This window comes from Flavobacterium rakeshii (assembly GCF_009741375.1).
Lineage (GTDB): Bacteria > Bacteroidota > Bacteroidia > Flavobacteriales > Flavobacteriaceae > Flavobacterium > Flavobacterium rakeshii.
Genome location: NZ_WOWP01000062.1, coordinates 192,603 through 217,042 on the forward strand (window position 1 = coordinate 192,603; position 24,440 = coordinate 217,042).

General features: G+C 39.9%; 19 protein-coding genes. 13 read left to right on the forward strand and 6 right to left on the reverse strand.

The window, feature by feature from the left end; translation table 11 throughout:
- Positions 1–58: 58 nt before the first annotated feature.
- The 5 genes from GN157_RS16715 to GN157_RS16735 all read left to right on the forward strand — a co-directional run bounded on the left by GN157_RS16715 (position 59) and on the right by GN157_RS16735 (position 8,995).
- Complete coding sequence (locus GN157_RS16715; protein WP_157484617.1) at positions 59–454, forward strand: YbjN domain-containing protein; 396 nt, start codon at positions 59–61, stop codon at positions 452–454.
- 5 nt (positions 455–459) lie between these two features.
- Positions 460–1,176, forward strand: coding sequence for a PspA/IM30 family protein (locus GN157_RS16720; RefSeq protein WP_157484618.1), 717 nt, complete (start codon positions 460–462; stop codon positions 1,174–1,176).
- Between the two features lie 13 nt (positions 1,177–1,189).
- Positions 1,190–1,843, forward strand: a complete 654-nt coding sequence (locus GN157_RS16725; RefSeq protein ID WP_157484619.1) for an OB-fold-containig protein — start codon at positions 1,190–1,192, stop codon at positions 1,841–1,843.
- Positions 1,844–1,986: 143 nt separating this feature from the next.
- Complete coding sequence (locus GN157_RS16730; protein WP_231749159.1) at positions 1,987–4,020, forward strand: flotillin family protein; 2,034 nt, start codon at positions 1,987–1,989, stop codon at positions 4,018–4,020.
- Between the two features lie 121 nt (positions 4,021–4,141).
- Positions 4,142–8,995, forward strand: a complete 4,854-nt coding sequence (locus GN157_RS16735) for a DNA repair ATPase (protein ID WP_157484621.1) — start codon at positions 4,142–4,144, stop codon at positions 8,993–8,995.
- A gap of 37 nt (positions 8,996–9,032) precedes the next feature.
- Here the strand turns inward: GN157_RS16735 and GN157_RS16740 are convergent, their stop codons facing one another.
- Both GN157_RS16740 and GN157_RS16745 read right to left on the reverse strand, forming a co-directional pair.
- Positions 9,033–9,935 (reverse strand): histone deacetylase family protein, encoded by a 903-nt coding sequence (locus GN157_RS16740; RefSeq protein WP_157484622.1) that lies wholly within the window; start codon positions 9,933–9,935, stop codon positions 9,033–9,035.
- Positions 9,935–10,252, reverse strand: a complete 318-nt coding sequence (locus tag GN157_RS16745) for a hypothetical protein (protein ID WP_157484623.1) — start codon at positions 10,250–10,252, stop codon at positions 9,935–9,937. Before GN157_RS16745 ends, GN157_RS16740 begins: the two co-directional genes overlap by 1 nt.
- A 227-nt stretch (positions 10,253–10,479) precedes the next feature.
- Here GN157_RS16745 and GN157_RS16750 point away from each other — a divergent pair, with 227 nt between their 5' ends.
- Positions 10,480–11,109, forward strand: coding sequence for a nitroreductase family protein (locus tag GN157_RS16750; RefSeq protein WP_157484624.1), 630 nt, complete (start codon positions 10,480–10,482; stop codon positions 11,107–11,109).
- A gap of 139 nt (positions 11,110–11,248) precedes the next feature.
- Here the strand turns inward: GN157_RS16750 and metG are convergent, their stop codons facing one another.
- Positions 11,249–13,384 (reverse strand): methionine--tRNA ligase, encoded by a 2,136-nt coding sequence (metG, locus tag GN157_RS16755; protein WP_157484625.1) that lies wholly within the window; start codon positions 13,382–13,384, stop codon positions 11,249–11,251.
- A gap of 163 nt (positions 13,385–13,547) precedes the next feature.
- Between metG and GN157_RS16760 the strand changes: the two genes are divergently transcribed.
- The 5 genes from GN157_RS16760 (at position 13,548) to GN157_RS16780 (ending at position 17,486) form a co-directional block, all read left to right on the forward strand.
- Positions 13,548–14,528, forward strand: a complete 981-nt coding sequence (locus GN157_RS16760) for a S66 peptidase family protein (protein ID WP_231749156.1) — start codon at positions 13,548–13,550, stop codon at positions 14,526–14,528.
- The gene (locus tag GN157_RS16765) at positions 14,528–14,887 is read left to right on the forward strand and encodes a YraN family protein (RefSeq protein WP_157484626.1); all 360 of its coding nucleotides are present in this window, start codon (positions 14,528–14,530) and stop codon (positions 14,885–14,887) included. The genes GN157_RS16760 and GN157_RS16765 overlap by 1 nt, the downstream gene beginning before the upstream one ends.
- Positions 14,888–14,964: 77 nt before the next feature.
- Positions 14,965–15,627 carry an aspartate kinase gene (locus tag GN157_RS16770; RefSeq protein ID WP_157484627.1) on the forward strand — a complete coding sequence of 221 codons (663 nt, stop codon included), beginning with the start codon at positions 14,965–14,967 and terminating at the stop codon, positions 15,625–15,627.
- Between the two features lie 126 nt (positions 15,628–15,753).
- A complete protein-coding gene (locus GN157_RS16775; RefSeq protein WP_157484628.1) occupies positions 15,754–16,314 on the forward strand; it encodes a TetR/AcrR family transcriptional regulator in 561 nt (186 codons plus the stop codon).
- An 80-nt stretch (positions 16,315–16,394) separates the two neighbouring features.
- Complete coding sequence (locus GN157_RS16780) at positions 16,395–17,486, forward strand: MBL fold metallo-hydrolase (protein WP_197429481.1); 1,092 nt, start codon at positions 16,395–16,397, stop codon at positions 17,484–17,486.
- Between the two features lie 35 nt (positions 17,487–17,521).
- Here GN157_RS16780 and mfd read toward each other — a convergent pair whose 3' ends face one another.
- Both mfd and GN157_RS16790 read right to left on the reverse strand, forming a co-directional pair.
- Positions 17,522–20,869 (reverse strand): transcription-repair coupling factor, encoded by a 3,348-nt coding sequence (gene mfd, locus GN157_RS16785; RefSeq protein WP_394350091.1) that lies wholly within the window; start codon positions 20,867–20,869, stop codon positions 17,522–17,524.
- A gap of 8 nt (positions 20,870–20,877) precedes the next feature.
- Positions 20,878–21,558, reverse strand: a complete 681-nt coding sequence (locus GN157_RS16790; RefSeq protein WP_157484631.1) for a hypothetical protein — start codon at positions 21,556–21,558, stop codon at positions 20,878–20,880.
- A gap of 219 nt (positions 21,559–21,777) precedes the next feature.
- Between GN157_RS16790 and GN157_RS16795 the strand changes: the two genes are divergently transcribed.
- Together GN157_RS16795 and GN157_RS16800 are read left to right on the forward strand one after the other, a co-directional pair.
- Positions 21,778–22,725, forward strand: coding sequence for an L-threonine 3-dehydrogenase (locus GN157_RS16795; protein WP_157484632.1), 948 nt, complete (start codon positions 21,778–21,780; stop codon positions 22,723–22,725).
- Positions 22,726–22,812: 87 nt separating this feature from the next.
- Positions 22,813–23,883, forward strand: coding sequence for a hypothetical protein (locus tag GN157_RS16800; protein ID WP_157484633.1), 1,071 nt, complete (start codon positions 22,813–22,815; stop codon positions 23,881–23,883).
- A gap of 20 nt (positions 23,884–23,903) precedes the next feature.
- On the opposite strand, the gene GN157_RS16805 is transcribed toward GN157_RS16800, so the two are convergent.
- A complete protein-coding gene (locus tag GN157_RS16805; protein WP_157484634.1) occupies positions 23,904–24,425 on the reverse strand; it encodes a nuclear transport factor 2 family protein in 522 nt (173 codons plus the stop codon).
- Positions 24,426–24,440 lie beyond the last annotated feature (15 nt).

A 24,440-nucleotide genomic window follows, 5' to 3' on the forward strand; every position in this document is an offset into this window, starting at 1 on the left:
ATAACTTGCTAAAAAACGGAAAAACAACGAGTTTTATAAATTATTTAATACCTGTAAGATGAAAGATTATTTTGGAGTGGTAAAAAATTACCTGAATGAGCTTCAGCTGGAAATAAAATACGAGAATGCTAAAGATGGTGTTTTTGTAGTGGACAGCGAGCAGGATGGTATTGTTAACCTTATTATATGTGTAGCACATCCTATCGTTATTTTTGAGCAGTTTTTGTTTGAGGTAAAGTCTGATGATGTTAACGTATTTAAGGCACTACTTCAAAAAAACCGCGATATTATTCATGGGGCTTTTGTTCTTGATGATGCAGGTCGAAAAGTAATTTTCAGAGACTCACTTCAACTCGAAAATTTAGATCAAAATGAGTTTGAGGCAACATTAAATTCGCTCAGCCTGCTGTTGAGTGAGTATTCGGAACAAATTATAAACTTTTCAAAAAATTAAAAGCTATGAAATTTCTAAGAAGACTATTTAAAATCGGGCAGGCCGAAGTGCATCACACGATTGACAATATGGAAGATCCTATAAAAATGACCGAACAGGGAATTAGGGATATGAAAGATGATCTTGACAAAAGCCTGGAAGCACTGGCTCAGGTTAAGGCTATGAGCATTCGTGCTAAAAACGAAGTGGAACAATACGGCAACACTGCCGAAGACTATACCGAGAAAGCCATGCTTATTTTAAAGAAGGCACAAAAAGGTGAAATGGATGCAACTGAGGCCGACAGACTGGCTACCGAAGCGCTGGTTAAAAAAGAAGAAGCGCTGGGTCACCAGAAAAGAGCCGAAGGCGACAAGGAGAAGTTTGACCAAAATGTGGTACAAATGGAAGCTAATGTGCAAACCATTAAGCATAATATAAGCAAGTGGGAAAACGAACTTAAAATATTGCGTTCAAGGGTTAAGGTGGCCGATGCTACTAAGAGCCTGAACAAGCAAATGGCAAAAATAGATAGCAACGGTACCATATCACTGCTGGAGCGTATGAAGGAAAAAGTGAATCAGGAAGAGGCACTTGCCGAGGCTTATGGTGATATTGCCAATGCATCTAAATCTGTAGACGATGAAATTAACAGGGCTGTTGATGTTAAAAAAACAAAAGCAACCAGTGAGCTTGAAAAGTTAAAAGAGCAACTGGGCTTAGGTAACAGCCTGCAAGAGTAGTAAATAAAAAACAATGAAGGAATTAATAGAAATTTCTTTTTCACCTGTCAATGCATTTTTCTCTATTATGTCAATCATAATGGTACTGTACTGGCTGTTGGTTATCATAGCAGGACTGGATCCTGATTTGCTTAGCGTTGATTTTGACGCGGCAGATATTGATGCTGATTTTAACAGTGATGTTACCGGGAGCGAAAATGCGGCAGAAGGCAGCGGATTTATGAGAATGCTGGAGTATTTTAATTTTGACGAACTCCCGCTCATGTTCATAATAACCATCATCTTTTTCTCCATGTGGTTTATAGGGGTTAACGTTACCTATTACATTGGGATAGAAAGTATATGGCTGGGAATACTGCTGCTTATTCCAAATTTTATACTGAGCCTTTTTATTGTGAAACTTTTAAGCAAACCTTTGGGATACCTATACAAACAGATAAACCATAAGGGTGAGCCCGAAATAGATTTTTTAGGGAGGAGATGCACTGTTGTATCTACCATAGCACACGATAAGATAGGGCAGGTGGAACTGACGGTTAACGGAGATCCCATAAAGATTTATGCTAAAAGTAATACTGAAGAAAAACTAGTAGCAGGACAGCAGGCGGTTATAGTGGGAGAAAGTGAAGACAGGAAATTTTACCTCGTTGAAAAATTCGAATATTAAAAACTAACCAACCATGTTATCAGTTATTTTTCACTTTATTGCAGCCGTTACGACTGTGATACGAACCATTATTGAATATATTTTTTAACCAATTATTATAACCAATTAAAATTAAAATGTTAGAACTATCTACAATCGCTATTATGATAGCTATTACTATAGTAGTTATCGGTGTTCTTGTATGGATAATATCCATGTACAAAAAGATCATTCAGGGCAAGGTGCTGGTAAGAACCGGTGCCGGAGGAACTAAAGTGTTCTATAATGCCGGGTTAGTAGTTCCGGTACTTCACAAAATGGAGATCATGGACATCTCTGTTAAAAAACTGGATGTGGAACGTACAGGGGCAAACGGACTTATTTGTAAGGATAACGTGCGTGCAGACATTAAAGTTACATTCTTCATCAAAATCAACAAATCTACTGCCGATATTATCAACGTGGCACAAACCATTGGTTGTGAAAGAGCATCAGAGATTGATGTACTTAGAAACCTGTTTGATGCTAAGTTTTCGGAAGCATTAAAAACAGTAGGTAAGAAATTTGATTTTGTTGAACTGTATGAGGCACGAAGTGAATTCCGTGAAGAGATTATCTCCATCATCGGTACCGATCTTAACGGGTATATACTTGACGACTGTGCTATTGATGACCTTGAGCAAACCCCGGTAAGCCATCTTAAAGCAGATAACATCCTGGATTCTGAAGGTATCAAGAAAATAACCGAGCTTACGGCTATTCAAAACATAAAATCTAACCTTATCAGAAGGGATGAGGAGAAAACCATCCGTAAGCAGGACGTAGAGGCACGTGAAGCTATCCTTGCGCTTGATCGTCAGTTGGCAGAGAAGGAAGAACAGCAAAAACGTGAAATTGCAAACATCAAAGCCCGTGAAGAGGCAGAGATTGCAAAAGTAGCCGAAGAAGAAAAACTTAAGTCTGAAACAGCAAGAATCGCTACTGCCGAGAAAGTTCAGGTAGCCGAAGAAAACAAAGACAGACTTGTAATTGTAGCAGCTAAAAACAAAGAGCGTACTGCGGCTGTAGAAACCGAAAGGGTAGAAAAAGACCGCGCGTTGGAGCAAACCGAAAGAGAGCGTATCGTTACACTGGCTCAAATTGAGAAAGATAAAGCTGTTGAGGTAGAGCGTAAAAACATACAAAATGTTATCCGTGACAGGGTTGTACTTGAAAAAGGTGTGATTCAAGAGCAGGAAAATATGAAGGATATCGAAGCTTTCAAAGAGGCAGACAGAAAGAAAAAAGTGGCTGTTACTCTTGCAGAGAAAGAAAGTGAAGAGATGTACATTAAACGTCTTAAAGCTGCTGAGGCAGAGAAAGAGGCTGCTAAACAAAAAGCTGAAGAGATCAATATCGAAGCTGCTGCTAAAATGGCTGCCAGCGAGAAAGAGGCTGAAGCAAGAAAAATACTTGCAGATGCTAAAGCTAAGGAAGATGCTACTTTAGGATTATCTGAAGCTCAGGTAATGCATGCAAAAGCTGAGGCTAGTGAAAGACAGGGTATTGTTGAAGCGGTTATTATCGAGAAAAAAGCCCTTGCAGAAGCTGCCGGTATTAAAGCGAAAGCAGAAGCTGAAAAACAACTTGGTGTTGCTGAGGCCGATGTAATTAAAGAGAAAGCTCTTGCAGAAGCTAGCGGTATTGAAGAGAAAGCAGAAGCGATGAAGAAACTTGACGGTGTAGGTAAAGAGCACGAAGAGTTCAAACTACGCCTAAACAAAGAACTTCAGGTAGACCTGGCTCATATAAACATCCAGAAAGATATTGCCGATGCACAGGCTAATGTGATTGGTGAAGCGCTTAAAGCTGCTAAAATCGATATTGTGGGTGGTGAGACTATGTTCTTCGAGCAAATTGTTGGACAAATCACTAAGGCTAAAGGATTTGACAGGCTGGTAAACCACTCTGAAAACATTACCGATATTAAAGATGCGGTATTGGGTGAAGGAGCCGAAGGCGGTGAGAATCTTTTAGAGAGAATAAAAGGTTTTGCAGATAAATACGGAATCACATCTGAAGATATTAAGAACCTTACAGTAGCCGGATTATTAATGGAACTGCAAAAACGCAGTAACGACGATGGTGAGCAGGGCTTGTTCTCAAACCTTATGGATATGGCTAAAAACCTTGGCCTGTCTAACAAAAAACTAGGATAAGTTTTATTTGATTTTTTATATTTTTTTCCCGCACAGCTTGCCACTGTGCGGGGATTAACCCTTCTTTTTCAAAGACATTGCGCCCCGGCGCAGTACTTAACTTATTAAAACTAAACCAACCATGAGTACACTGGAAGGCGGTACATATGAAATTATACGCAGCCGTCTTGAAACCCAAAAAAACGACCTTTTGGGCAGGCTGCACAAACTTAATGAGGCACGAAAAGAGGTTTTTGGCAGCATAGAAACTAAACTTATAGCCAATAACAGAATTATTACCGATAACAGCTGTATCCCCAGTGATATAGTAACCATAGGAGATAAATGTATTTTTGGCTACAATGTGCACTTTGGGCTGCGCACTGATATTAAGACCGAAGACGTATTCAGTATCTATTCTTATCAGGAAGGGGAATTCGTTAAGCAGGGGCTTGACCTTATTGCAGACGAAACGTTCCTTACAGATTTTTTTAACCTGTACAAATACTACAGGGATACTGAGTTCCGTAAGTTCTTTATAACAGGAAACTACCTGCACATGGTTTTCCAGATAAGTGACAGGATAAGTGATGTAAAAACTTTTAAATGGCTAATTAAAGACAATAGCCTGGTCTACCAGGATAACAGGAGCGATCATGAATATCGTTTTCCAAGGCAGCATGATTTTAACTGGCAGGAAACCACCCGCGATATGCATAGGTACGGCAAGCATCCGCACGTGTCCATACTGGACAGGATGTTTGTAGAAACTGTGGGCGGAACGCTAACCATAAAAATTGAAGATAATACTGCTACGGGTAAAGGGATTTATGACGAAGAAGTTATTCATCCTGACCAAACATTAGACGACGGAATCTACAAGTTTGCCGATTTGGGTAACCTTGTCACCTTACAGATTAAGCCGTTTCAGGAGGAGGCCAGGTTTTTTATCTATAATCATAAACTGCAGGAGGTTAGAAAGGTAGACAGCCTAGCTACATCGGCAATACTTTTGCCCGATGAGCATGGTGTCATTTTCTCTAACGGATATTACCTGCAAACAGGTGAGTATAAAATTTTTGAAAACAGTTTGGAAAACCTGCTGTTTCAGGAAAGGATAGCCTCGCCAAACGGAGAAGATTTCCTGTATGTGTTTTATGAGGAAAAATATGGGCAGTATGTATTAATGTCCTATAACCTTATTACACAACAGGTAAATACCCCTATAATCTGTAACGGTTTTACACTGTTGGAAAACGGGGAGCTGTGCTACTTTAAGGCTTCGGAAGAGCAAACCAAAAACCACCTTATACAAATTTGGCAAACGCCTTTTGTTAAGGGAGATATTATGCCTTCTCAGCACAAGGACAGTTACATTTACAAAATAGGCAATAAGGATATCGTTAAGGCCATGGCCGACAGCCAGTCTATTATTACCCTGCTTAATAAGGATGATGATTATGACGGGTTGTATGCCGACCTTACTAGGCTTTCACGAAACATTCTGGATACCTATTACTGGATTACGTCAAAAGAGACTTTTGAACTCAACCTGCCGCTTACCGAGATACGCAATACGGCAAACGCAGCGATAGACGAGTTTGAAAAGGTAGTCCAGTTAAGGCAAAATGCTCAAAAGCTTACAGATGAGCTGAAGCAGAAAGCCCAAACGTTATTTGAAAAAATAAAGAGTTCGCCGCTTGACGACATAGATGTTTTTGTGGAAGATCTTGCCGGGTTGCGCACCCTTCGCGGGGAGGTAATCAGCCTGAGGGAAGTGCGCTATACCGATGCCGACTTTATCAATAAGCTGGAAGAGGAAATAGTGGAGCAAACCGAGGTGATTTCGCAAAACTGTGTACAGTTCCTAATGGACGAGAAAGCGCTTGTACCTTACCATAAGCGTGTAGAGGAAAGACAGGGAGAACTGGAAGGCATCGCTACGGTTATCGAAGCGCGTAAGCTGGAAGATGAGGTAAACAGCATTACTGCCGATTTGGAAATGCTGATAGATATAGTGTCAAATCTTAAAATTGAAGACACTTCTCAGTCTACCCAAATCATTAATACCATATCCCTGATTTTTGCCACCCTTAACAGGTTAAAGGCAGAGATAAAGAACAAAATATCCTCTTTGGGAGGTAAAGAGGCGAAGGCCGATTTTGCTGCCCAGATTAAACTGATTGACCAGAGTATTGTTAATGCACTGGACAGGGCAGATACTCCGGAGAAAACAGAGGAACTGCTTAATAAGATATCGGTTCAGCTGGAGGATTTGGAAGCACGTTTTGCCGATTATGAGGAGTTTACCGAATCGATAATCGAAAAAAGGGAAGAAGTTTATGCTGCTTTTGAAGCAAAAAAGAACGGACTTACCGAAGCCCGAAACAAAAAGGCTGTTGCAATTGAGAACGCTTCGCAGCGTATTCTTAAAAATGTGGCAGCAAAGGCGCTTACATTTAATTCGGTTGAGGATATAAACGGCTACTTTGCTTCCGACCTGATGATTGCCAAGCTTCGTGATTTGGTAAAACAACTGGTGGAACTGGAAGATACCGGTAAAGCCGAAGCGATTGAAACTGAACTGAAGTCGGCTCGTGAAGATGCCCTTCGTAAGCTTAAAGACAGGCAGGAACTGTATGAGGACGGAGATAATATTATCCGTTTCGGTAACCACAGGTTTGCGGTAAACAAACAACCGCTGGACCTTACCATAGTGTACAGGGACGGAAGGCTGAATTACCACCTAACAGGAACTGATTTCTATCAGGAACTGAAAAGTGAGAGTTTGCTTTCGTCACAAAAATACTGGGATCAGGAACTGGTTTCAGAGAACGATAATATTTACAGGGGTGCTTACCTGGCGTATAAGATATTCAGAAATTATAATCCTGAAGAGTTAAACGACTTTACCGATGAGCAACTGGCAAAACTGGTTAGTGATGAAACCTCTAAAAACTATACCGAAGGCTATGTAAAAGGAGTTCATGATGCTGATGCTACTAAGCTTTTAAAGGTACTGGTAACCAAGCACCATACACTGGGACTATTACGTTACAGTCCGGTGGTTAGGGCCTATGCGCAATTCTTTTGGTACAGTTTGCCGGAAGAGCAACGCAATAAGCTAAACAGTAAAATAAAAGCTGCGGGAGGGGTTTTAAGTATCTTCCCAAACAGTACTGAGTTTGATTATATAGTTGAAGAACTTACGCAGGAAACAGAAAAATTCCTGGCTAAGGGAACCTTAAACAAAGCCGGCAGTACAGATGCATATACCATTGCCGGTTACCTGTTTGAGGAACTTAAAAATGATGATGCCTTCAGTATAAGCCATAAAGCTTCGCAACTGGCCGATAGTTTTATAAAAATGCTGGAAAACAAGGGTGCCGCTGTGGCTTTTCGACATAATCTTGAAAATGCCCCCGATACCGAAGCCGCCATACAGCTGGCAACCCAATGGGTGTCGTCATTCCTGAGTCAAACAGGACAGCAGGACAGTAACGAATACATTAGTGAGGTAGCAGCACTGCTGTTATACAGGCATGAACTTGCTGAGAAAAAGGTAAGCATTGAGCCCGATGAGGATATTACAGGGCTTGCAGGTTCTCATAATTCGATAACCGATGGGGTTTACAAATTCCATTACCATCGTTTTACCGAACTTATGGAAAGGCATTTTACTGTAGATGTTCCGGCGTTTGAGGCTTTTAGGGCAGAGCGACACAGGCTTACCCAGCAGCTTAAAACCGATTTGAGGCTTAATGAGTTTATGCCAAAGGTATTGACCTCGTTTGTGCGTAACAAACTTATCGATCAGGTGTACCTGCCGCTATTTGGTGATAACCTCGCCAAGCAGTTGGGTAGTGCAGGCGAGAACCGCCGTACTGATCGTTCGGGGATGTTATTGTTGGTATCGCCACCGGGGTATGGTAAAACAACCCTTATGGAATACCTGGCAAACAGACTTGGACTGGTGTTTATGAAAATAAACGGACCTGCTATAGGTCATGAGGTAACCTCGGTAGACCCTTCGTCGGCAAATAATGCCGCAGCAAGGGAAGAGCTTAAAAAACTGAACTTAGCTTTGGAGATGGGTAATAACGTGATGCTGTATCTGGATGATATTCAGCATTGCAGTCCGGAGTTCCTGCAAAAGTTCATTTCGCTTGCCGATGGTACCCGTAAGATTGAAGGTGTGTATAACGGACAGCCTAAAACGTATGACATGAAGTCTAAAAAATTCTGTGTGGTAATGGCGGGTAACCCGTATACCGAAACAGGAGAGAAGTTCCGTATACCGGATATGCTTGCTAACCGTGCCGATATTTATAACCTGGGTGATGTAATTGGCAACACTGCCCAACTGTTTGAGCTGAGTCTTATTGAAAATGCGCTTACCTCAAACCCGGTACTGGCACAACTGGCATCAAAAAATATGGACGATCTGTATCCGCTTATCACCATGGCCCAAAGCGGTCAGCGCGACGGGTTGGAGCTAAAAGGGAACCATACCAAGCAGGATATTGAGACTTATATCTCACTACTGGATAAAGTGGTTAAAGTACGAAGGGTGGTGCTTAAGGCTAATGCAGCCTATATAGCATCGGCAGCGATGGAAGACGCCTACCGTACCGAACCGCCTTTCAGGCTGCAGGGATCGTACCGTGATATGAATAAACTGGTGGGTAAAATTGTACCTGTTATGAATGATGCCGAGATAGATACCTTACTCTTATCGCATTATCAAAACGAAACACAAACGCTTACCAGTGCAGCAGAGGCAAACCTGTTAAAGTTTAAGGAAATGACAGGTATGCTGAACGAAGAAGATAAAGAGCGATGGACTTCCATTAAGGAGACCTTCGTGAAAAATAACAAGCTGAAAGGCTTTGGAGACAAGAACGAGATGGCGCAGATGCTTTCGCAGGTAATGGAATTTACCGATCATATTGAAGGCATAAAAGAAATATTGCGCCAGGGGCTGAGGGAGAAATAGCTATGAAAGAGAAAGCGGGGCAATTGCCCCGCTTTTTTTATACATATATATGCCTTGCCGTTCTGTAGGTATTGGCATGTGCTTCAATAATAATTTTAATATCAGGACTGTAACCGCCACCCATACTGCATTGCACGGGTATATTCAGTTTGTGGCACAGTGAGAGTACATATTCATCTCGTTGCCTGCATCCGTCAATGGTGCATCCTAATTTTCCTAACTTATCCGATGCCAGTATATCTACACCGCTTAGGTAAAAAATAAAATCGGGTTTTTCGGTTTCAATTAGATTAGGGAGTGTTTCTTCCAGTATGGTGAGGTATTCACTGTCATTGGTATTATCCGGAAGGGCAATATCAAGATCAGACGTTTCCTTCTTAAACGGATAGTTGCTTTTACCATGCATGGAGAAGGTAAAAATATCGTTGTTGCCTTCAAATATTTCGGCAGTACCGTTACCCTGATGCACATCCAGGTCTACTATCAGTACTTTTTTTGCCAGTTTGTTATTGATGAGGTATTGTGCCCCTATCGCCTGATCGTTAAGCAAACAAAAAGCCTCACCCCTGTCGCTGTAAGCATGGTGTGTACCTCCTGCAATATTAAAAGCAATGCCATGTTCCATAGCCCTGTGGCAACCCCAAATGGTACCTTCGGCAATGCGCAGTTCCCTTTCCACCAGTTCTGTCGAAAGCGGGAAACCTATCTTTCTAACCGCACGCGGGTCGAGTGTAAGGTTAACCAGTTCATCTACATATTCCTTTTTATGTACGGCAAGTACATGCTGTATATCGGGAAGGGAAGGCGAATAGAAATCACTTTGTACAGCCGTACCTTCATGCAAAAGCTGTTGTGGCAGCAATTCATACTTTATCATAGGAAAGCGGTGACCTTCCGGTAACGGGTGTTTGTAAATAGGGTGGTAAGCTATAGGTAACATTAATAAAAAGAGAACATTTTCCAGAGTAAAAAAATGGCCAGCAGCACCGCAAAGGTCGCCCCAACTATTTTAGCAAAATTGGTTCTGGCCGAACGAATAAAATAGAGTGAAGCAAAAATAAGCAATATCATTGGGAATAGTACAAGCCCCTGAGTGTTTCTGATAGTGTCAGGATAATACCTCATGTAAGCCGAACACATTTCGGGTTCGGTTTCATAGGTGTTGGCTACATTAACCCATAAAAAGATGTCTGCCAAAACGAAGATAATGCAAAGCAGTGCGATAAAGGTCAGGAATCTTTTGGTATTATTGCTCATAACGGTTTGATTTAAAATAATCTGCCTATATAAAGTTAACCAATTTATTTTGCTTTTAAGGTTTTGTTTGTTGTGGTTTTGCCGTAATAATCAGTCGGTTGGTTAAATAAAGCTAACTTTATGGTACATTCCTATATATCGTTGTATTTTTGCAGGGAAAATGAGAAGACAGGTGTTTGTGTTTTACGGTTGTAAAAAAGAGCCCTGCACTCGCAAAAACAATATATATGGAATTTTTAGAACATTTAAACTGGAGATATGCTACCAAAGCCATGAATGGCGAAAAAATAGCAGACGACAAAATAAATAGAATTTTAGAAGCGGTAAGGTTGGCGCCAACTTCAAGCGGATTACAGCCTTTTGAAGTGCTTGTGGTAAAGGGCGAGGAGCTTAAAAACAAGATTATGCCTGTGGCTAACAATCAAACTGTAATAAGGGATTGCTCGCACCTTTTGATATTTGCAGCATGGGATAATTATACTGAAGAACGCATTACAGAAACCTTTAAGAGTATGTATGCCGTGCGTGGTTTTAGCGAAAAATGGGATGAGTACCGTCAGTTTTTAATCAAGTCGTATGTAAATCGTCCGGCTGAGGTTAACTACAACCATGCGGCACACCAGGCATATATCGCTTTTAGTTTTGCCATTGCAGCGGCAGCTACCGAAAAGGTAGATGCTACTCCTATTGAAGGTTTTAACCCTGCGGCGTTAGATGAACTTTTGGGACTGGATAAGCAGGGCTTTAAGAGTGTGCTGTTACTGCCTTTAGGGTATCGTGATGAGGAAAAAGACTGGTTACTTACCATGAAAAAAGCCAGAAAGAGTAAAGATGAACTGATTAAGGAATTAGACTAATCATAAAAAAAAGGCTCCCAATTGGGAGCCTTTTTTTATTTTGTTGTCATTCCGACGGATGGAGGAGTCCATTTAGAGATTCTTCTGCTCCACTTCGTTGCGCTCAAAATGACAGGGTGTTATAGTTTTTTGGTTTAGATTAACTAATCATTTCGCCATTGTTTACGCCATCGGCATCCGGATTAATGAAAACCAGTTTACCTTCGGCATTTTCAGTCATTAGTATCATACCCTGACTTTCCACACCTCTAAGGGCACGAGGAGCAAGGTTAACAAGTACACTAACACGTTTACCAATAATGTCTTCCGGTTTAAAGCTTTCTGCAATACCCGAAACAATAGTACGTACATCAATACCAGTATCTACCTTTAATACTAAAAGCTTATTGGCTTTCGGCATTTTTTCGGCTTCAAGAATAGTACCCGTGCGGATGTCCATTTTGGCAAAATCTTCAAACGCGATGGTTTCTTTTTGAGGCTCGGCTTTTTTATTAGCAGCATTGTTGGCTGTTTTTGTAGCCTCAAGCTTATCTACCTGTTTTTGTATTTCTTCGTCTTCAATTTTAGCAAATAGCAGCTCTGCCTGTCCTATTTGGTGGTTGGCAGGGATAAGCTCGTGCTTAACGGCAATATCATTCCATGAAAGTTTGTGAGACGATCTTTCGGCATCATTAAAGCTTAAAGTTTCATCAACTATTCCCATACTTTGTACAGAATGAGGAACATCATCCAACTTAAGGATGTCTTTAAGCTTAGCTGCTGTAAATGGCAGGAATGGCTCAGAAAGTACCGATAGGGCTGCGGCGATTTGCAGTGCCACATACATTTGTGTTTTTACCCTTTCCGGATTTTCCTTAACCATTTTCCAAGGCTCCTCATCGGCCAGGTATTTGTTACCAAGGCGGGCCAGGTTCATTAGTTCACCAAGGGCTTCTCTAAAACGGTAACGCTCTATTGAGCTAGCTATAACTGCAGGGTAGGCACGCATTTCGGTAAGTGTGGCTTCGTCTACATCGCTAAACTCGTTTGGAGCAGGTATAATACCGTTGTAATACTTGTTGGTAAGTACAACCACACGGTTAATAAAGTTACCAAAAATAGCAACCAGTTCGTTATTGTTTCTTGCCTGGAAATCTTTCCAGGTAAAGTCGTTGTCTTTTGTCTCAGGAGCGTTTGATGTAAGTGCATAGCGCAATACATCCTGTTTGCCTGGGAAATCTTCAAGGTACTCGTGTAACCATACTGCCCAGTTTTTAGAAGTAGACAGTTTGTTGCCTTCAAGGTTAAGGAACTCGTTTGCCGGAACGTTGTCAGGCAGTATGTACGATCCTTCGGCTTTAAGCATAGCAGGGAAAATCACACAGTGGAAAACAATATTATCCTTTCCTATAAAGTGTACCAGCTTAGTATCGTTGCTTTTCCAGTAAGGCTCCCAGTCTTTGCCTTCACGCTGAGCCCACTCTTTTGTAGAGGAGATGTAACCAATAGGTGCGTCAAACCAAACGTAAAGTACTTTACCTTCGGCACCTTCTACAGGTACAGGGATACCCCAGTCAAGATCACGGGTTACTGCACGTGGTTTCAGTCCGTCATCCAACCATGATTTTACTTGACCGAATACATTAGGTTTCCAGTCATTTTTATGACCTTCCAGTATCCATTCTCTTAAAAAAGCATCATACTGATCCAGCGGAAGGAACCAGTGTTTGGTTTCCTTTAAAACCGGTTTAGAGCCTGTTATGGTCGATTTCGGGTTAATAAGATCGGTAGCGTTAAGTGATGAACCACATTTTTCACACTGGTCACCATAAGCCTCCTCGTTACCACATTTAGGGCAGGTACCCGTTACAAAACGATCGGCAAGGAACTGGTGTGCTTCTTCATCATAAAGCTGTTCGGTCACTTCTTCGATAAACTTACCGTCATTATACAGCTTTTTGAAAAACTCGCTGGCTGTTTCATGGTGTACTTTTGCCGAGGTACGCGAATAGTTGTCAAAAGAGATTCCAAAATCTTCAAAAGACTGTTTGATAATACTGTTGTATTTATCAATTACCTGTTGTGGGGTAATGCCTTCTTTTTTCGCTTTCATAGATATGGCTACACCATGCTCATCACTTCCGCATATAAAAGCCACGTCTTTACCCTGTAACCTCAGGAAACGCGAATAAATATCAGAAGGAACATAAACACCCGCCAGGTGGCCTATGTGTATAGGACCATTGGTATAAGGCAATGCTGCCGTAACAGTATATCTTTTTGGATCTTGTAACATCTCGAAAATTTAAATTGAAACGCAAAAGTACAAATAATTAGCGTTATTTATTCTACCTTATTATAGTAATACCACTCTGCTTAATTTTGTATAATTGTTAAGAATTGAGATCGTGCTTAGTCCATATTTTTCGTTAAGTTTGTTTAACTGAAAAAATAAACGAATGCAAAGGAGAATCACGATTTTAAAAGCCGTTTTAGTTTTAACAGTAATACAGTTCACATCCCAAATACAAGCACAAAACCTTATGAAAATTCCGCCATATCTTACTAAAGGAGATACTGTGGCTATTGTTGCCACTGCCCGTAAAATTGAAGCACAGCACCTGCAGCCTGCCATAGATTTGCTTAAAAGCTGGGGGCTTAACGTGGTGCTGGGAAAAACCATAGGTAAGGAAAACAATCAGTTAGCAGGGGCCGACTGGCAGCGTGCTACCGATTTTCAGGAGATGATAGATGATCCTTCCATAAAAGCCGTGTGGTGTGCCAAAGGAGGCTACGGTACCGTGAGAATGATAGACAGGGTAAAGTTTGATAATTTTAAAAAACACCCTAAATGGATTATAGGGTTTAGTGATGCTACCGTACTGCACAGCCATATCAATAACATGGATATAGCCACTATACACGGTATTATGTGTGTAAGCACTTTACATGCTACCAGTGAGGCTAAGGAAACTCTTCGCAGGGCTTTGTTTGGTGAAAAGCTGGAATATAATATCGAACCACATTCTTTCAATAAAGCAGGCAAAGCAACCGGTGAGCTTGTAGGGGGTAACCTTTCGGTGTTGTATAGTATTGTAGGGTCTGAATCGGAAGTGGATTATAAAGGTAAGATTCTTTTTATTGAAGATCTTGATGAATACCTGTACCACATTGACCGAATGATGATGAACCTGAAACGTAACGGTTATTTTAAAAACGTAAAAGGTATTATTATAGGGGGGATGACCAAAATGAATGATAACGACATTCCATGGGGTCATGATGCTTTAGAGATTATTAAGGATATTACCAAAGACTACGATATTCCTATCTGTTTTAATTTCCCTGCCGGACATATGAAAGACAACAGGGCACTTGTTATGGGCAAGGAAATTACCCTTGAGGTAACTGCCAAAGGCACTAAAGTGGTATTTCAATAATGGCCGAGCATAACGACCTTGGTAAACAGGGGGAAGAGCTTGCTGTCGATTTTTTACGCAAAAACGGCTATGATATACTGGAAACCAACTGGGTGTATCAAAAAGCCGAAATTGATATTATTGCCAAAAAAGAGGATACACTTGCTGTAGTGGAAGTAAAGACCAGATCGAGCCTCGATTTTGGACTTCCTCAGGATTTTGTAACTCCAAAAAAGATAAAATTACTTGTAAAGGCTGTAGATGAATATGTTACGGTGAACGACCTTGATGTAGAGATACGTTTTGACATTGTATCGATTTATAACAAAAAAGGCGATTTTGTTATAGAACATATAGTTGACGCTTTTTTTTATTTTTAGTTGTTAAATATTTAACAATTATTTTTATTTTTTATATTTGTTACGGGAAAAGACTTTACGTAACAACCATTTAAGCTATGAAAACTATTTCTTCTGTAGTGGAACACTACATTAAGACCAAGCCCTTTTTATTAAGTGCTTTGTCACAAGGGATCATTAACCTTACCTCCCTTGCAAGGACCATGATGCCGGAACTTGAACAGGAGATAGGGAAAGATGTAAAACAGGGAGCCGTTGTAATGTCCCTTAAACGACTTTCTGAAGACCTTGATTTCAGGGTGAATCACAAAATTGTAAAAGTACTGCGATCTATTGGCGAGATCACGGTAAGGTCATCACTAACTGATTACACTTTTGCTATTTCCGACACGATTTTAAACAAACAGGCTGATTTGATATCAAATATCAATTCGTTCCCTGAGGTTTTCTATACCTCTTCAAGAGGTGTAAACGAAACCAATATCGTGGTAAGTTCATCCATTAATCACATCGTTGAGAAACTATTTGTCGACGAAAAACAAATTGAACGTACCGATAACCTGGCCTCTATTACGGTAAAACTTCCAAAGGATAACATTTCCACTCCGGGGGTTTATTACTACATTTTCCAGAGACTGGCGTGGGAGGGTATTATTATCAACGAGGTTATTTCAACTTCTTATGAGTTTACCATACTGGTAAGCGAGCAGGAGGTAGATGTTGCCTTTAAGGTTATAAAAGACCTAAAGAACCTAAGCTAATCAGAGTAAAACGATTATTGCAAAATATTACTTTCAATAAACCCTTTCTTTTTTAGAAGGGGTTTATTGTTTTATTGAAAAATTAGATATACTTTTGTAGAGTGATTAGTCGGTCAAGATAAAAAAATGGATAAACAGGAAATCATATTAATTACAGCTTTAAGGCTTTTTGTGCAAAACGGGTTCCATGCAACCCCTACCAGCAAAATAGCTAAAGAGGCCGGTGTGGCAAATGGTACCCTGTTCCATTATTATAAAACCAAGGAAGACCTTATTGTTTCGCTTTATCTGTATATAAAGTCGAAAATGGGCGCATACATAGATGAGCAGGTTAAGCCTGATACTGATGCTAAGGCTTATTTTAAAGGTCAGTTTAAAGCAGTAGTAGAATGGTCTATGGAAAACAGGGATGAGTTTTATTATGCCCAGTTGTTTACCAATTCGCCGTTTGCAGCATTACTGTCGCCGGAAGATGTAAAGAAATCACTTAAAAAGAGTTGCGACCAGATACAGGAGGCTATTGATGCCGGAGTAATAAAAGCACGTGATGTAGACTTTATTTACACCATTATGGGGAGTCATATTTTCGGGCTGTATACCTACCTTATCAAAAACAATTTCAGTAAAACAAAACAGCAGCAGGTAATACAGGACAGCCTGGATATGCTTTGGGGTATGTTATCGTGAAAAAAAATTTGAGTACAAATTAGAGTGAGTAGTCAATCAATATAATGAAAAGAGTAAAAAAAATAATTAAAAGAATATTTATGTCAATACTAATTGTCATAGCGTTGCTGGTAGTAGCAATAGCTATTTTTATGCAACAGCCTCAGTTTGGTAAGCAACCCGAAGGGGCAAGGTTGGAAAGAATTAAACAGTCGCCTAATTACAGGGACGGCAAATTTCAAAACCTTAGCCATACGCCCGATTTGGCTGAAGGCACCAGCTATTATACCGTATTTAAGGAGTTTTTCTTTGGGAAAAACAAACGTAACAAGCCTAAGGACAGTATTCCTACTAAAAAGGAAGACTTGCTACATTTAGACCCTGAGGAAAATGTACTGGTGTGGTTTGGGCATTCGTCCTATTTTATGCAAGCAGACGGTAAAACCATATTGGTAGACCCTGTATTTAGCGGAAGTGTATCGCCGGTTAGTTTTACAAACAAAGCATATCCGGGGAGTGATGCCTACACAGTAGAGGACTTACCGGAAATAGATGTACTTTTTATAAGCCATGACCACTGGGATCACCTGGACTATGAAACCGTTTTAAAACTTAAAACTAAAGTGAAAAAAGTGGTGACGGGATTAGGTACGGCACAGCACCTTGAGTACTGGGGGTATGATACAGCTATTATTGAAGAAAAGGATTGGGGTGAGCATGTGGATTTAGGTGACGGATTCTCGGTAGATGTCACTCCGGCAAGACACTTTTCTGGTAGAGGTTTTAGCAGGAATAAGGCACTATGGGTATCGTTTGTGTTTAAAACACCAAGCATGAAACTGTTTTTAGGAGGAGATTCGGGGTACGATTATTTCTTTAAAGAGATAGGTGATAAGTACGGTCCGTTTGATTTAGCTATACTGGAATGCGGGCAATACAACGAGTACTGGAAATATATACATATGATGCCCGAGCAGGTGGCGCAGGCTGCAACCGACTTAAAGACCGAAAGGCTGATGCCGGTACACTGGTCAAAATTTTCACTGGCACTGCATGCCTGGGACGAATCTATAAAAACGGTAACCGAAGCAGCAGCAGAAAAGAACCTGCCGTTACTAACACCAATGATTGGCGAAAAAGTAAATATTATAGGGGAACCCGTTAAAGAACAATGGTGGAATACTATAGAGTAATAAAAAAGCACTGATACAATCAGTGCTTTTTTATTTTATTCAAAAACCATATCAAGAAGCTCTTTGGCTTTCTTCACTGATTTTACATTATCAAAAGTAATAAGTAATCGCAGTCCGTTTTTGGTTTGTTTTTCCTTCATACGGATAAGCGTTGGGTTTTTTTGTACAAACTGAAGTACCTTATGGAAGTTGCCCGACTGGTAAAAGGCTGATTGTTGGTCTGACACGAAATAGCCCAGCATTTTACCTTGTTTAAGTACCAGTTTTTCAATACCCATTTTTGTAGCGACCCATTTAATACGCATACTGGTAAGCAGTGCTTCAGCCTGTTTTGGCAATGCCCCGAAACGATCTGTTAACTTTTGCTCAAAAGCTACCAGTTCTTCTTCGTTCTTAATATTACCCAGTTCGTTATACAGGTTAAGCCTTTCGGTTATGTTGTTTACATACTCGTCTGGGAACAGCAGTTCGAAGTCGGTATCAATCTGTATGTCTTTTACATATTCTTTTTCGGTAGTGCCTTCTACTTCTTCATACAGGTCCTTAAACTCATTTTCTTTAAGTTCCTCTATGGCTTCATTCATAATTTTCTGGTAGGTTTCAAAACCTATCTCGTTTATAAACCCGCTTTGTTCACCACCCAGTAAGTCACCCGCACCTCTGATCTCAAGGTCTTTCATGGCAATGTTAAACCCACTGCCTAAATCACTAAACTGCTCTAAAGCCTGTATACGCTTACGGGCATCTTCGGTCATTGCCGAATATGGTGGCGTTATAAAGTAACAAAAGGCTTTTTTATTGCTTCGGCCTACACGCCCGCGCATTTGGTGCAGGTCACTAAGCCCGAAGTTATTCGCATTGTTTATAAAAATGGTATTGGCATTAGGTACGTCAAGTCCGCTCTCAATAATGGTAGTGGCTACCAGTACATCAAAATCGCCATCCATAAAGGCAAGCATAAGCTCTTCCAGCTTTTTACCTTCCATCTGGCCGTGACCCACGCCTACTTTGGCTCCCGGTACAAGGCGCTGTATCATTCCGGCAACCTCTTTAATATTCTCAATGCGGTTGTTTATAAAGTATACCTGTCCGCCACGTTGTATTTCATACGAAATGGCATCGCGTATAATTTCTTCATTAAAGCCTACCACCTGCGTTTCTATAGGGTAACGGTTAGGCGGAGGCGTAGTAATTACTGATAAATCCCTTGCGGCCATCAGTGAGAACTGAAGCGTTCTTGGGATAGGGGTAGCTGTTAGGGTAAGGGTATCTACGTTTTGGGCAATGGTTTTAAGTTTGTCTTTTACGTTTACACCAAACTTCTGTTCCTCGTCTACTATTAAAAGTCCAAGGTTTTTAAACACCACACTTTTATTAGTAAGCTGATGCGTACCTATAATAATGTCCAGTTTACCATCGGCAAGGTCTTTAAGCGTTTCGCTTTTTTGTTTTGCCGTACGGAAACGGTTCACATAACCTATGGAAACAGGCATGTCCTTTAAACGTTCGCGGAATGTTTTATAATGCTGGAAAGCCAGTATGGTAGTAGGTACCAGTATGGCAACCTGCTTACCATTATCTACAGCTTTAAAAGCAGCACGTATGGCAACCTCAGTTTTACCAAAGCCTACATCACCACATACCAGGCGGTCCATTGGGCGCTCGCTTTCCATATCGGCTTTTACATCACGGGTAGCCGTAATCTGATCCGGGGTGTCTTCATAAATGAAAGACGATTCCAGTTCGGCCTGCAAGTAACTGTCGGGTGCATACTGGAAACCTTTTTCCAGCCTTCGCTTGGCATACAGTTGTATAAGGTTAAAGGCAATATGCTTAACCCTGGCTTTGGTTTTCTGTTTAAGGGTTTTCCATGCACTCGATCCCAGTTTGTAAATTTTGGGAGGTGTACCGTCTTTTCCGTTGTACTTAGATATTTTGTGTAACGAGTGTATGCTTACATATACAATATCGTTATCGGCATATACCAGTTTTATGGCTTCCTGTGTTTTGCCCTCTACCTGTATTTTTTGTAGTCCGCCAAATTTACCAATACCGTGGTCAATATGGGTAACATAATCACCTACCGATAATGAGTTAAGCTCTTTAAGCGTAATGGTTTGTTTTTTGGAATACCCGTTTTTGATATTAAACTTATGGTAACGCTCAAATATCTGGTGATCGGTATAACAAACCAGTTGATTTTCTTCGTCTATAAACCCTTCGTAAATAGGGAATACAACGGTTTTATATTGTTTACGGATGTCTTCATGATTTGCTTCGTCAAGGCTTTCAAAAATATCGTGAAAACGCTTGGCCTGCGATTCGCTCGCGCAAAACAGGTAGTTTTTATATCCGTTAGTATGATTGTCGTTAAGATTGTTAAGCAGCAGGTCAAACTGTTTGTTAAACGATGGCTGCGGCTGTATGTAAAACTCAAAGGTCTTTTGGGTTTTAAATATTGGCTTGGAGCCCATTTCGGCAATAGTAAAATCTAAAGCCTTTTTTATGAACGACTGCTGGTTAAGGAAAAGCTCTTCGGGTGAAGCGTGCTTAATATCCTTACTTAGTTTTTCGAAGGCATCGCCCGCCTTGTTGAACAGGTTGTCCAGCTGGCTTAAAAGTCCTTCAGTATTTTGTATAAAGAGTACGGTTTTTTCGTTTATGTAGTCTAAAAAGCTTTCGCGGCTCTCCTGCATAAACTTGTTTTCCATGTTAGGGATAACCGTGATTTTTTTCTGCTTTTCGAGCGACAACTGTGTTTCCACATCAAAGGTACGGATGCTGTCTACCTCATTACCGAAGAATTCTATACGGTAAGGGTTATCGTTAGAGAACGAGAACACGTCTACAATACCACCACGAACGGAGAACTCTCCGGGTTCGGTTACAAAATCCACACGGCGGAACTCATACTCAAACAATACCTCATTTATAAAATCGATAGATACCTGATCGTTCACCGCTACTTTAAGGGTGTTTTTGTCCAAATCCTTGCGGGTAACTACCTTTTCAAAAAGCGCTTCGGGATACGAAATGATAACTGCCGGTTTTTTACGCGAATTGATTCGGTTAAGCACCTCAGCTCTCAGCAGTACATTGGCGTTATCGGTTTCCTCTATCTGGTAGGGCCTGCGGTAAGAGCCCGGGTAAAACAACACATCATCTGTCCCTATAAGCTGTTCTAAATCGTTAAGGTAATAGGCTGCCTCTTCCTTGTCTTTAAGTATAAGAAGGAACGGAAGCTGGGTAAGCCTGAATAATGGAGCCGTAACAAATGACAGGGACGAACCCACAAGTCCTTTTACATGCAGTTTGTTTTCACGTTGCAGCAGGCTTTCGCTAATTTGTTTGACTTTGGCCGACTGGCTGTATTTTTCTAAAATTTCCGGTTTCAATTCTCAGATTTTGCTTTTAGACCTCTTTTAATAGGAGATACAGGAGTTAGAACTTTAGGCTTTAACAGTGGTTTTTGTTTGGCATCGTTTTCGTCGGGTATCATATCCGGGTTAGCCATACGGATGGTGTCCAGAGCTTTAAGTAAATCTTCTTCACCTTTTTCTTTCGGAATCTCGCTTAGTTTCACCAGTTCATCCAGCTGATTTTGCAGAGAAATAGTTTCTTTAGAAATCTCCCCAATAGCACTAACAATTTTATCTTTTTGTACCACATCAAGATTAATGTAAGTGTAAAGGGTTCTTATTTTAGTAACCACTACCATAATACGGCTTTTAACCTGCGGTTTATCAAAAAACGGAGGTATGTTTTTGTTTAGCTCATCGGCTTTTTCGGCTATGGCTTTTACTTTATTTCGGTATGCAGTTAGTGAGCCTGTAGGTTTATCGGTAAGTTCACTTTTAAAACTGTGCCATTCGTTCCAGCCGTCAAGTTTGGTTTTTACACGCGGTGTTACTGCCGGGACATTAAACTTCCAGTTTTCACTAATAACCTTTAATATGGCTTCACTCTGTTCTTTTGCCCTTAATGCCTCGGCTTCCCTTATTTTTTCATCGTCATTACAGGACAGGGCAAGGGTAGTAAAGCAAAATAATATAATGAGTTTTAAATACTTCATAGTGTTTTTATTGCAAAGCAAATTTACAAATGTTAGGCCAATATGCCTGCGTGCCCATAAAATAATTAGCATGAAATAAAAACCGACTTCATTTTAAGAATATGGCAATAAGGTTGATAAGTAAATCACAATCTTTAAAAAAAATGTTTTATATAGCAGTTAAATAAATGGATTTGATAATGCTAAAACGCTATCTTTGCAGCCACTAAACTTAAAATTATGGGTGCTATTCTAATTATTGGAGCCTGTGGGCAAATTGGGACAGAATTAACCAAAAAGCTGAGAAGCATTTACGGTACAGATAATGTAATCGCTTCAGACGTAAGAAAAACAGATCCTGAATTTGTTGAGTCGGGACCGTTTGAGGTTGTAAATGCTCTGGATTTTAATCAGATTGAACAGGTTATTGAGCAATACAATGTAACCGATGTTTACCTGATGGCTGCATTACTATCGGCTACTGCCGAGAAAAACCCTGCTTTTGCATGGGATTTGAACATGAACTCTCTTTTCCATGTGCTTAACTTAGCCAAAGCCGGGAAAATCGAAAAAATATTTTGGCCTTCAAGTATCGCTGTGTTCGGGCCTACAACGCCAAAACAAAACACACCGCAGTATACTGTAATGGAGCCTTCTACCGTATATGGTATTTCTAAACAATCAGGGGAAAGATGGTGCGAATACTACCATAACCTGTATGGTGTGGATGTAAGAAGCATACGTTACCCGGGCCTTATAAGCTGGTCTACATTACCGGGTGGTGGTACTACCGATTATGCGGTTGATATTTACCACAAAGCACTGGAAAATGGTACGTACAACTGTTTTCTTAGTGAGGAAACAAGACTGCCGATGATGTATATGGATGATGCTATTCGTGCTACTGTGGAGATTATGCAGGCACCTGCCGAGAATATCAAAATACGTTCTTCATACAACCTTTCGGCAATGGATTTCACCCCGAAAGAGATTACAGAATCAATTAAGAAACATATGCCGGATTTCACCATCTCTTATGAGCCTGACTTCCGCCAGAAGATAGCCGACAGCTGGCCGCAAAGTATTGACGACAGCAGTGCAAGAGAGGACTGGAACTGGAAACACGAGTTTGACCTTGATGCCATGACAACAGATATGTTAGAGCATTTAAGTGCTAAAGCAGAATAATAAAAAGCCCCGAATGTATCGGGGCTTTTTTATTATAATTAACATAAAATTTTATAGTAAATTGGAGTACTAAAAATTTATATAAGTATGAGTAAAAATTATAAAATTGTAAAACGGGCAGTATTGTTTATCTCGATCATATTTTCTTTACTTTTAATTGTGTTTACAGTTGATGTAATAAATGAAGTGCCTGATTGGATTTGGTTTGATATTGATTTTAATGATTCTAAAGTTGCTAATTATGCTACACTTATAAGTGGATTACTTTCGTTTTTAGCAATACTATTTGTGATTTTTGGTATTGCAGAGCAAAGAGAACAAGTTGAAAAAGAAAGAGAGGAAAAAAACCAACAGACTATTGACGATTATAAAGATCGTTTACAATTATTAAAAAGTCTTCTTGTTAATATAACTGATATAATAGTTGAGCAAGGTAAAAGTATGAAAGTCTATTATGAATTAGAGTTAGAGCATCCAACACAGCCTAATGTAACACATTTTAGCGCAAACAAAAGCTTTAATCGGATACTTGAGATGGATTATTTAATGAATTATCAATCTATTCAGTATTTTTTTAAAAGTGATGACAATTGGGAAAAAATGTTTCTTAATTTAAATAGTAATGTGGATTTTTACTCAGAATCTCTATTGGAACATAGAGCAAAATATCAAAATCATATAGAGGATAAAGTAAGAAGGCATAGAGAAATAGGTGAATTATGTTTGAGTTTTTTCAATAATAGTAGTAAGATTATAGAGAGGTATCGTGTTAAGTTTGGCGTTTCGGATTATTTAAAACAAAGTTGGGTTATTATTTTTAATGATTTTATACCAGCTTATTATGACTATATGGAAGAATGTAAATCAAAAGGAGAGCCGACTGATTTTAGAGTTCTTTCAGATGATTTTTTCTTGGTTTTTTTAAAAGGAGCAATGGAGTTAAGAAATGAAATTGGTTTTGATGATTATGGTAGTGAAGAACAGGTTGGCTTAGCTTCAATGATTAGAAAAAAGATTTATGAAGTTGAAATGTACTCTGTTCAATATGCAGATAATATCAAATATTATTACGAAGAATATTTTGATGAAAACTGTGATAACTTAAAGAATTTTAAAGGGATTACTGAAAAAATTCAAAGTAAGTTAAATGAAATATAGTAACTATGGATAATTAAAAGCTATTTTTTTTCTTTCAGTTTCTGGATATAAGCATCTTCATATTTTGCCTTTAAAGGAATTACCTCTGGGGTAACTTCATTAGGTATGGTCATGGAAAGTACATAGTGTTTTATTTTCCATTCGCCGCCCTGTTTTTCCAACACGCCCGATCCGCGGCAGCCTTTCATCCAGGTGTCAAGCAATTCATCAAACCACACAGTTTTACCATTTTTACTAAAGTAAACATTACGCTCAACAGCTTTAAAGTCCCATGCACGACCTTTGTCAAAGTAAGGTTTGGAGAAAGCAGCAAAGGCTTTTTTGTCCCAGTTCTCGGTAGCATCGGTACCTATGTAAATGCCATCGTCGGCTATTTTGTCAAAGTATCCGTTATAGTCGGCTTTAGCGGCTGCGGCATGCCAGTCGTTTAGTAATTGGTTAATAACAGCTTTTTCTTTCTCGGGGTTTAAAGAGGTATGTTTAGGTATAAGTAGTGTTGTTACTATAGATAAAACAGAAAGCAACAGAAATAATTTTTTCATAAATACGTTTTACGT

What these genes read in the sequence shown, in the direction of transcription:
- GN157_RS16775 (WP_157484628.1), top strand. Translation starts at nt 15,754, where the DNA reads ATGGATAAACAGGAAATCATATTAATTACAGCTTTAAGGCTTTTTGTG.
- GN157_RS16725 (WP_157484619.1), top strand. Translation starts at nt 1,190, where the DNA reads ATGAAGGAATTAATAGAAATTTCTTTTTCACCTGTCAATGCATTTTTC.
- GN157_RS16800 (WP_157484633.1), top strand. Translation starts at nt 22,813, where the DNA reads ATGAGTAAAAATTATAAAATTGTAAAACGGGCAGTATTGTTTATCTCG.
- GN157_RS16795 (WP_157484632.1), top strand. Translation starts at nt 21,778, where the DNA reads ATGGGTGCTATTCTAATTATTGGAGCCTGTGGGCAAATTGGGACAGAA.
- GN157_RS16780 (WP_197429481.1), top strand. Translation starts at nt 16,395, where the DNA reads ATGTCAATACTAATTGTCATAGCGTTGCTGGTAGTAGCAATAGCTATT.
- GN157_RS16750 (WP_157484624.1), top strand. Translation starts at nt 10,480, where the DNA reads ATGGAATTTTTAGAACATTTAAACTGGAGATATGCTACCAAAGCCATG.
- GN157_RS16745 (WP_157484623.1), bottom strand. Translation starts at nt 10,252, where the DNA reads ATGAGCAATAATACCAAAAGATTCCTGACCTTTATCGCACTGCTTTGC.
- GN157_RS16805 (WP_157484634.1), bottom strand. Translation starts at nt 24,425, where the DNA reads ATGAAAAAATTATTTCTGTTGCTTTCTGTTTTATCTATAGTAACAACA.
- GN157_RS16760 (WP_231749156.1), top strand. Translation starts at nt 13,548, where the DNA reads ATGCAAAGGAGAATCACGATTTTAAAAGCCGTTTTAGTTTTAACAGTA.
- GN157_RS16790 (WP_157484631.1), bottom strand. Translation starts at nt 21,558, where the DNA reads ATGAAGTATTTAAAACTCATTATATTATTTTGCTTTACTACCCTTGCC.
- GN157_RS16765 (WP_157484626.1), top strand. Translation starts at nt 14,528, where the DNA reads ATGGCCGAGCATAACGACCTTGGTAAACAGGGGGAAGAGCTTGCTGTC.
- GN157_RS16735 (WP_157484621.1), top strand. Translation starts at nt 4,142, where the DNA reads ATGAGTACACTGGAAGGCGGTACATATGAAATTATACGCAGCCGTCTT.
- GN157_RS16720 (WP_157484618.1), top strand. Translation starts at nt 460, where the DNA reads ATGAAATTTCTAAGAAGACTATTTAAAATCGGGCAGGCCGAAGTGCAT.
- GN157_RS16715 (WP_157484617.1), top strand. Translation starts at nt 59, where the DNA reads ATGAAAGATTATTTTGGAGTGGTAAAAAATTACCTGAATGAGCTTCAG.
- GN157_RS16740 (WP_157484622.1), bottom strand. Translation starts at nt 9,935, where the DNA reads ATGTTACCTATAGCTTACCACCCTATTTACAAACACCCGTTACCGGAA.
- metG (WP_157484625.1), bottom strand. Translation starts at nt 13,384, where the DNA reads ATGTTACAAGATCCAAAAAGATATACTGTTACGGCAGCATTGCCTTAT.
- GN157_RS16730 (WP_231749159.1), top strand. Translation starts at nt 1,987, where the DNA reads ATGATAGCTATTACTATAGTAGTTATCGGTGTTCTTGTATGGATAATA.
- GN157_RS16770 (WP_157484627.1), top strand. Translation starts at nt 14,965, where the DNA reads ATGAAAACTATTTCTTCTGTAGTGGAACACTACATTAAGACCAAGCCC.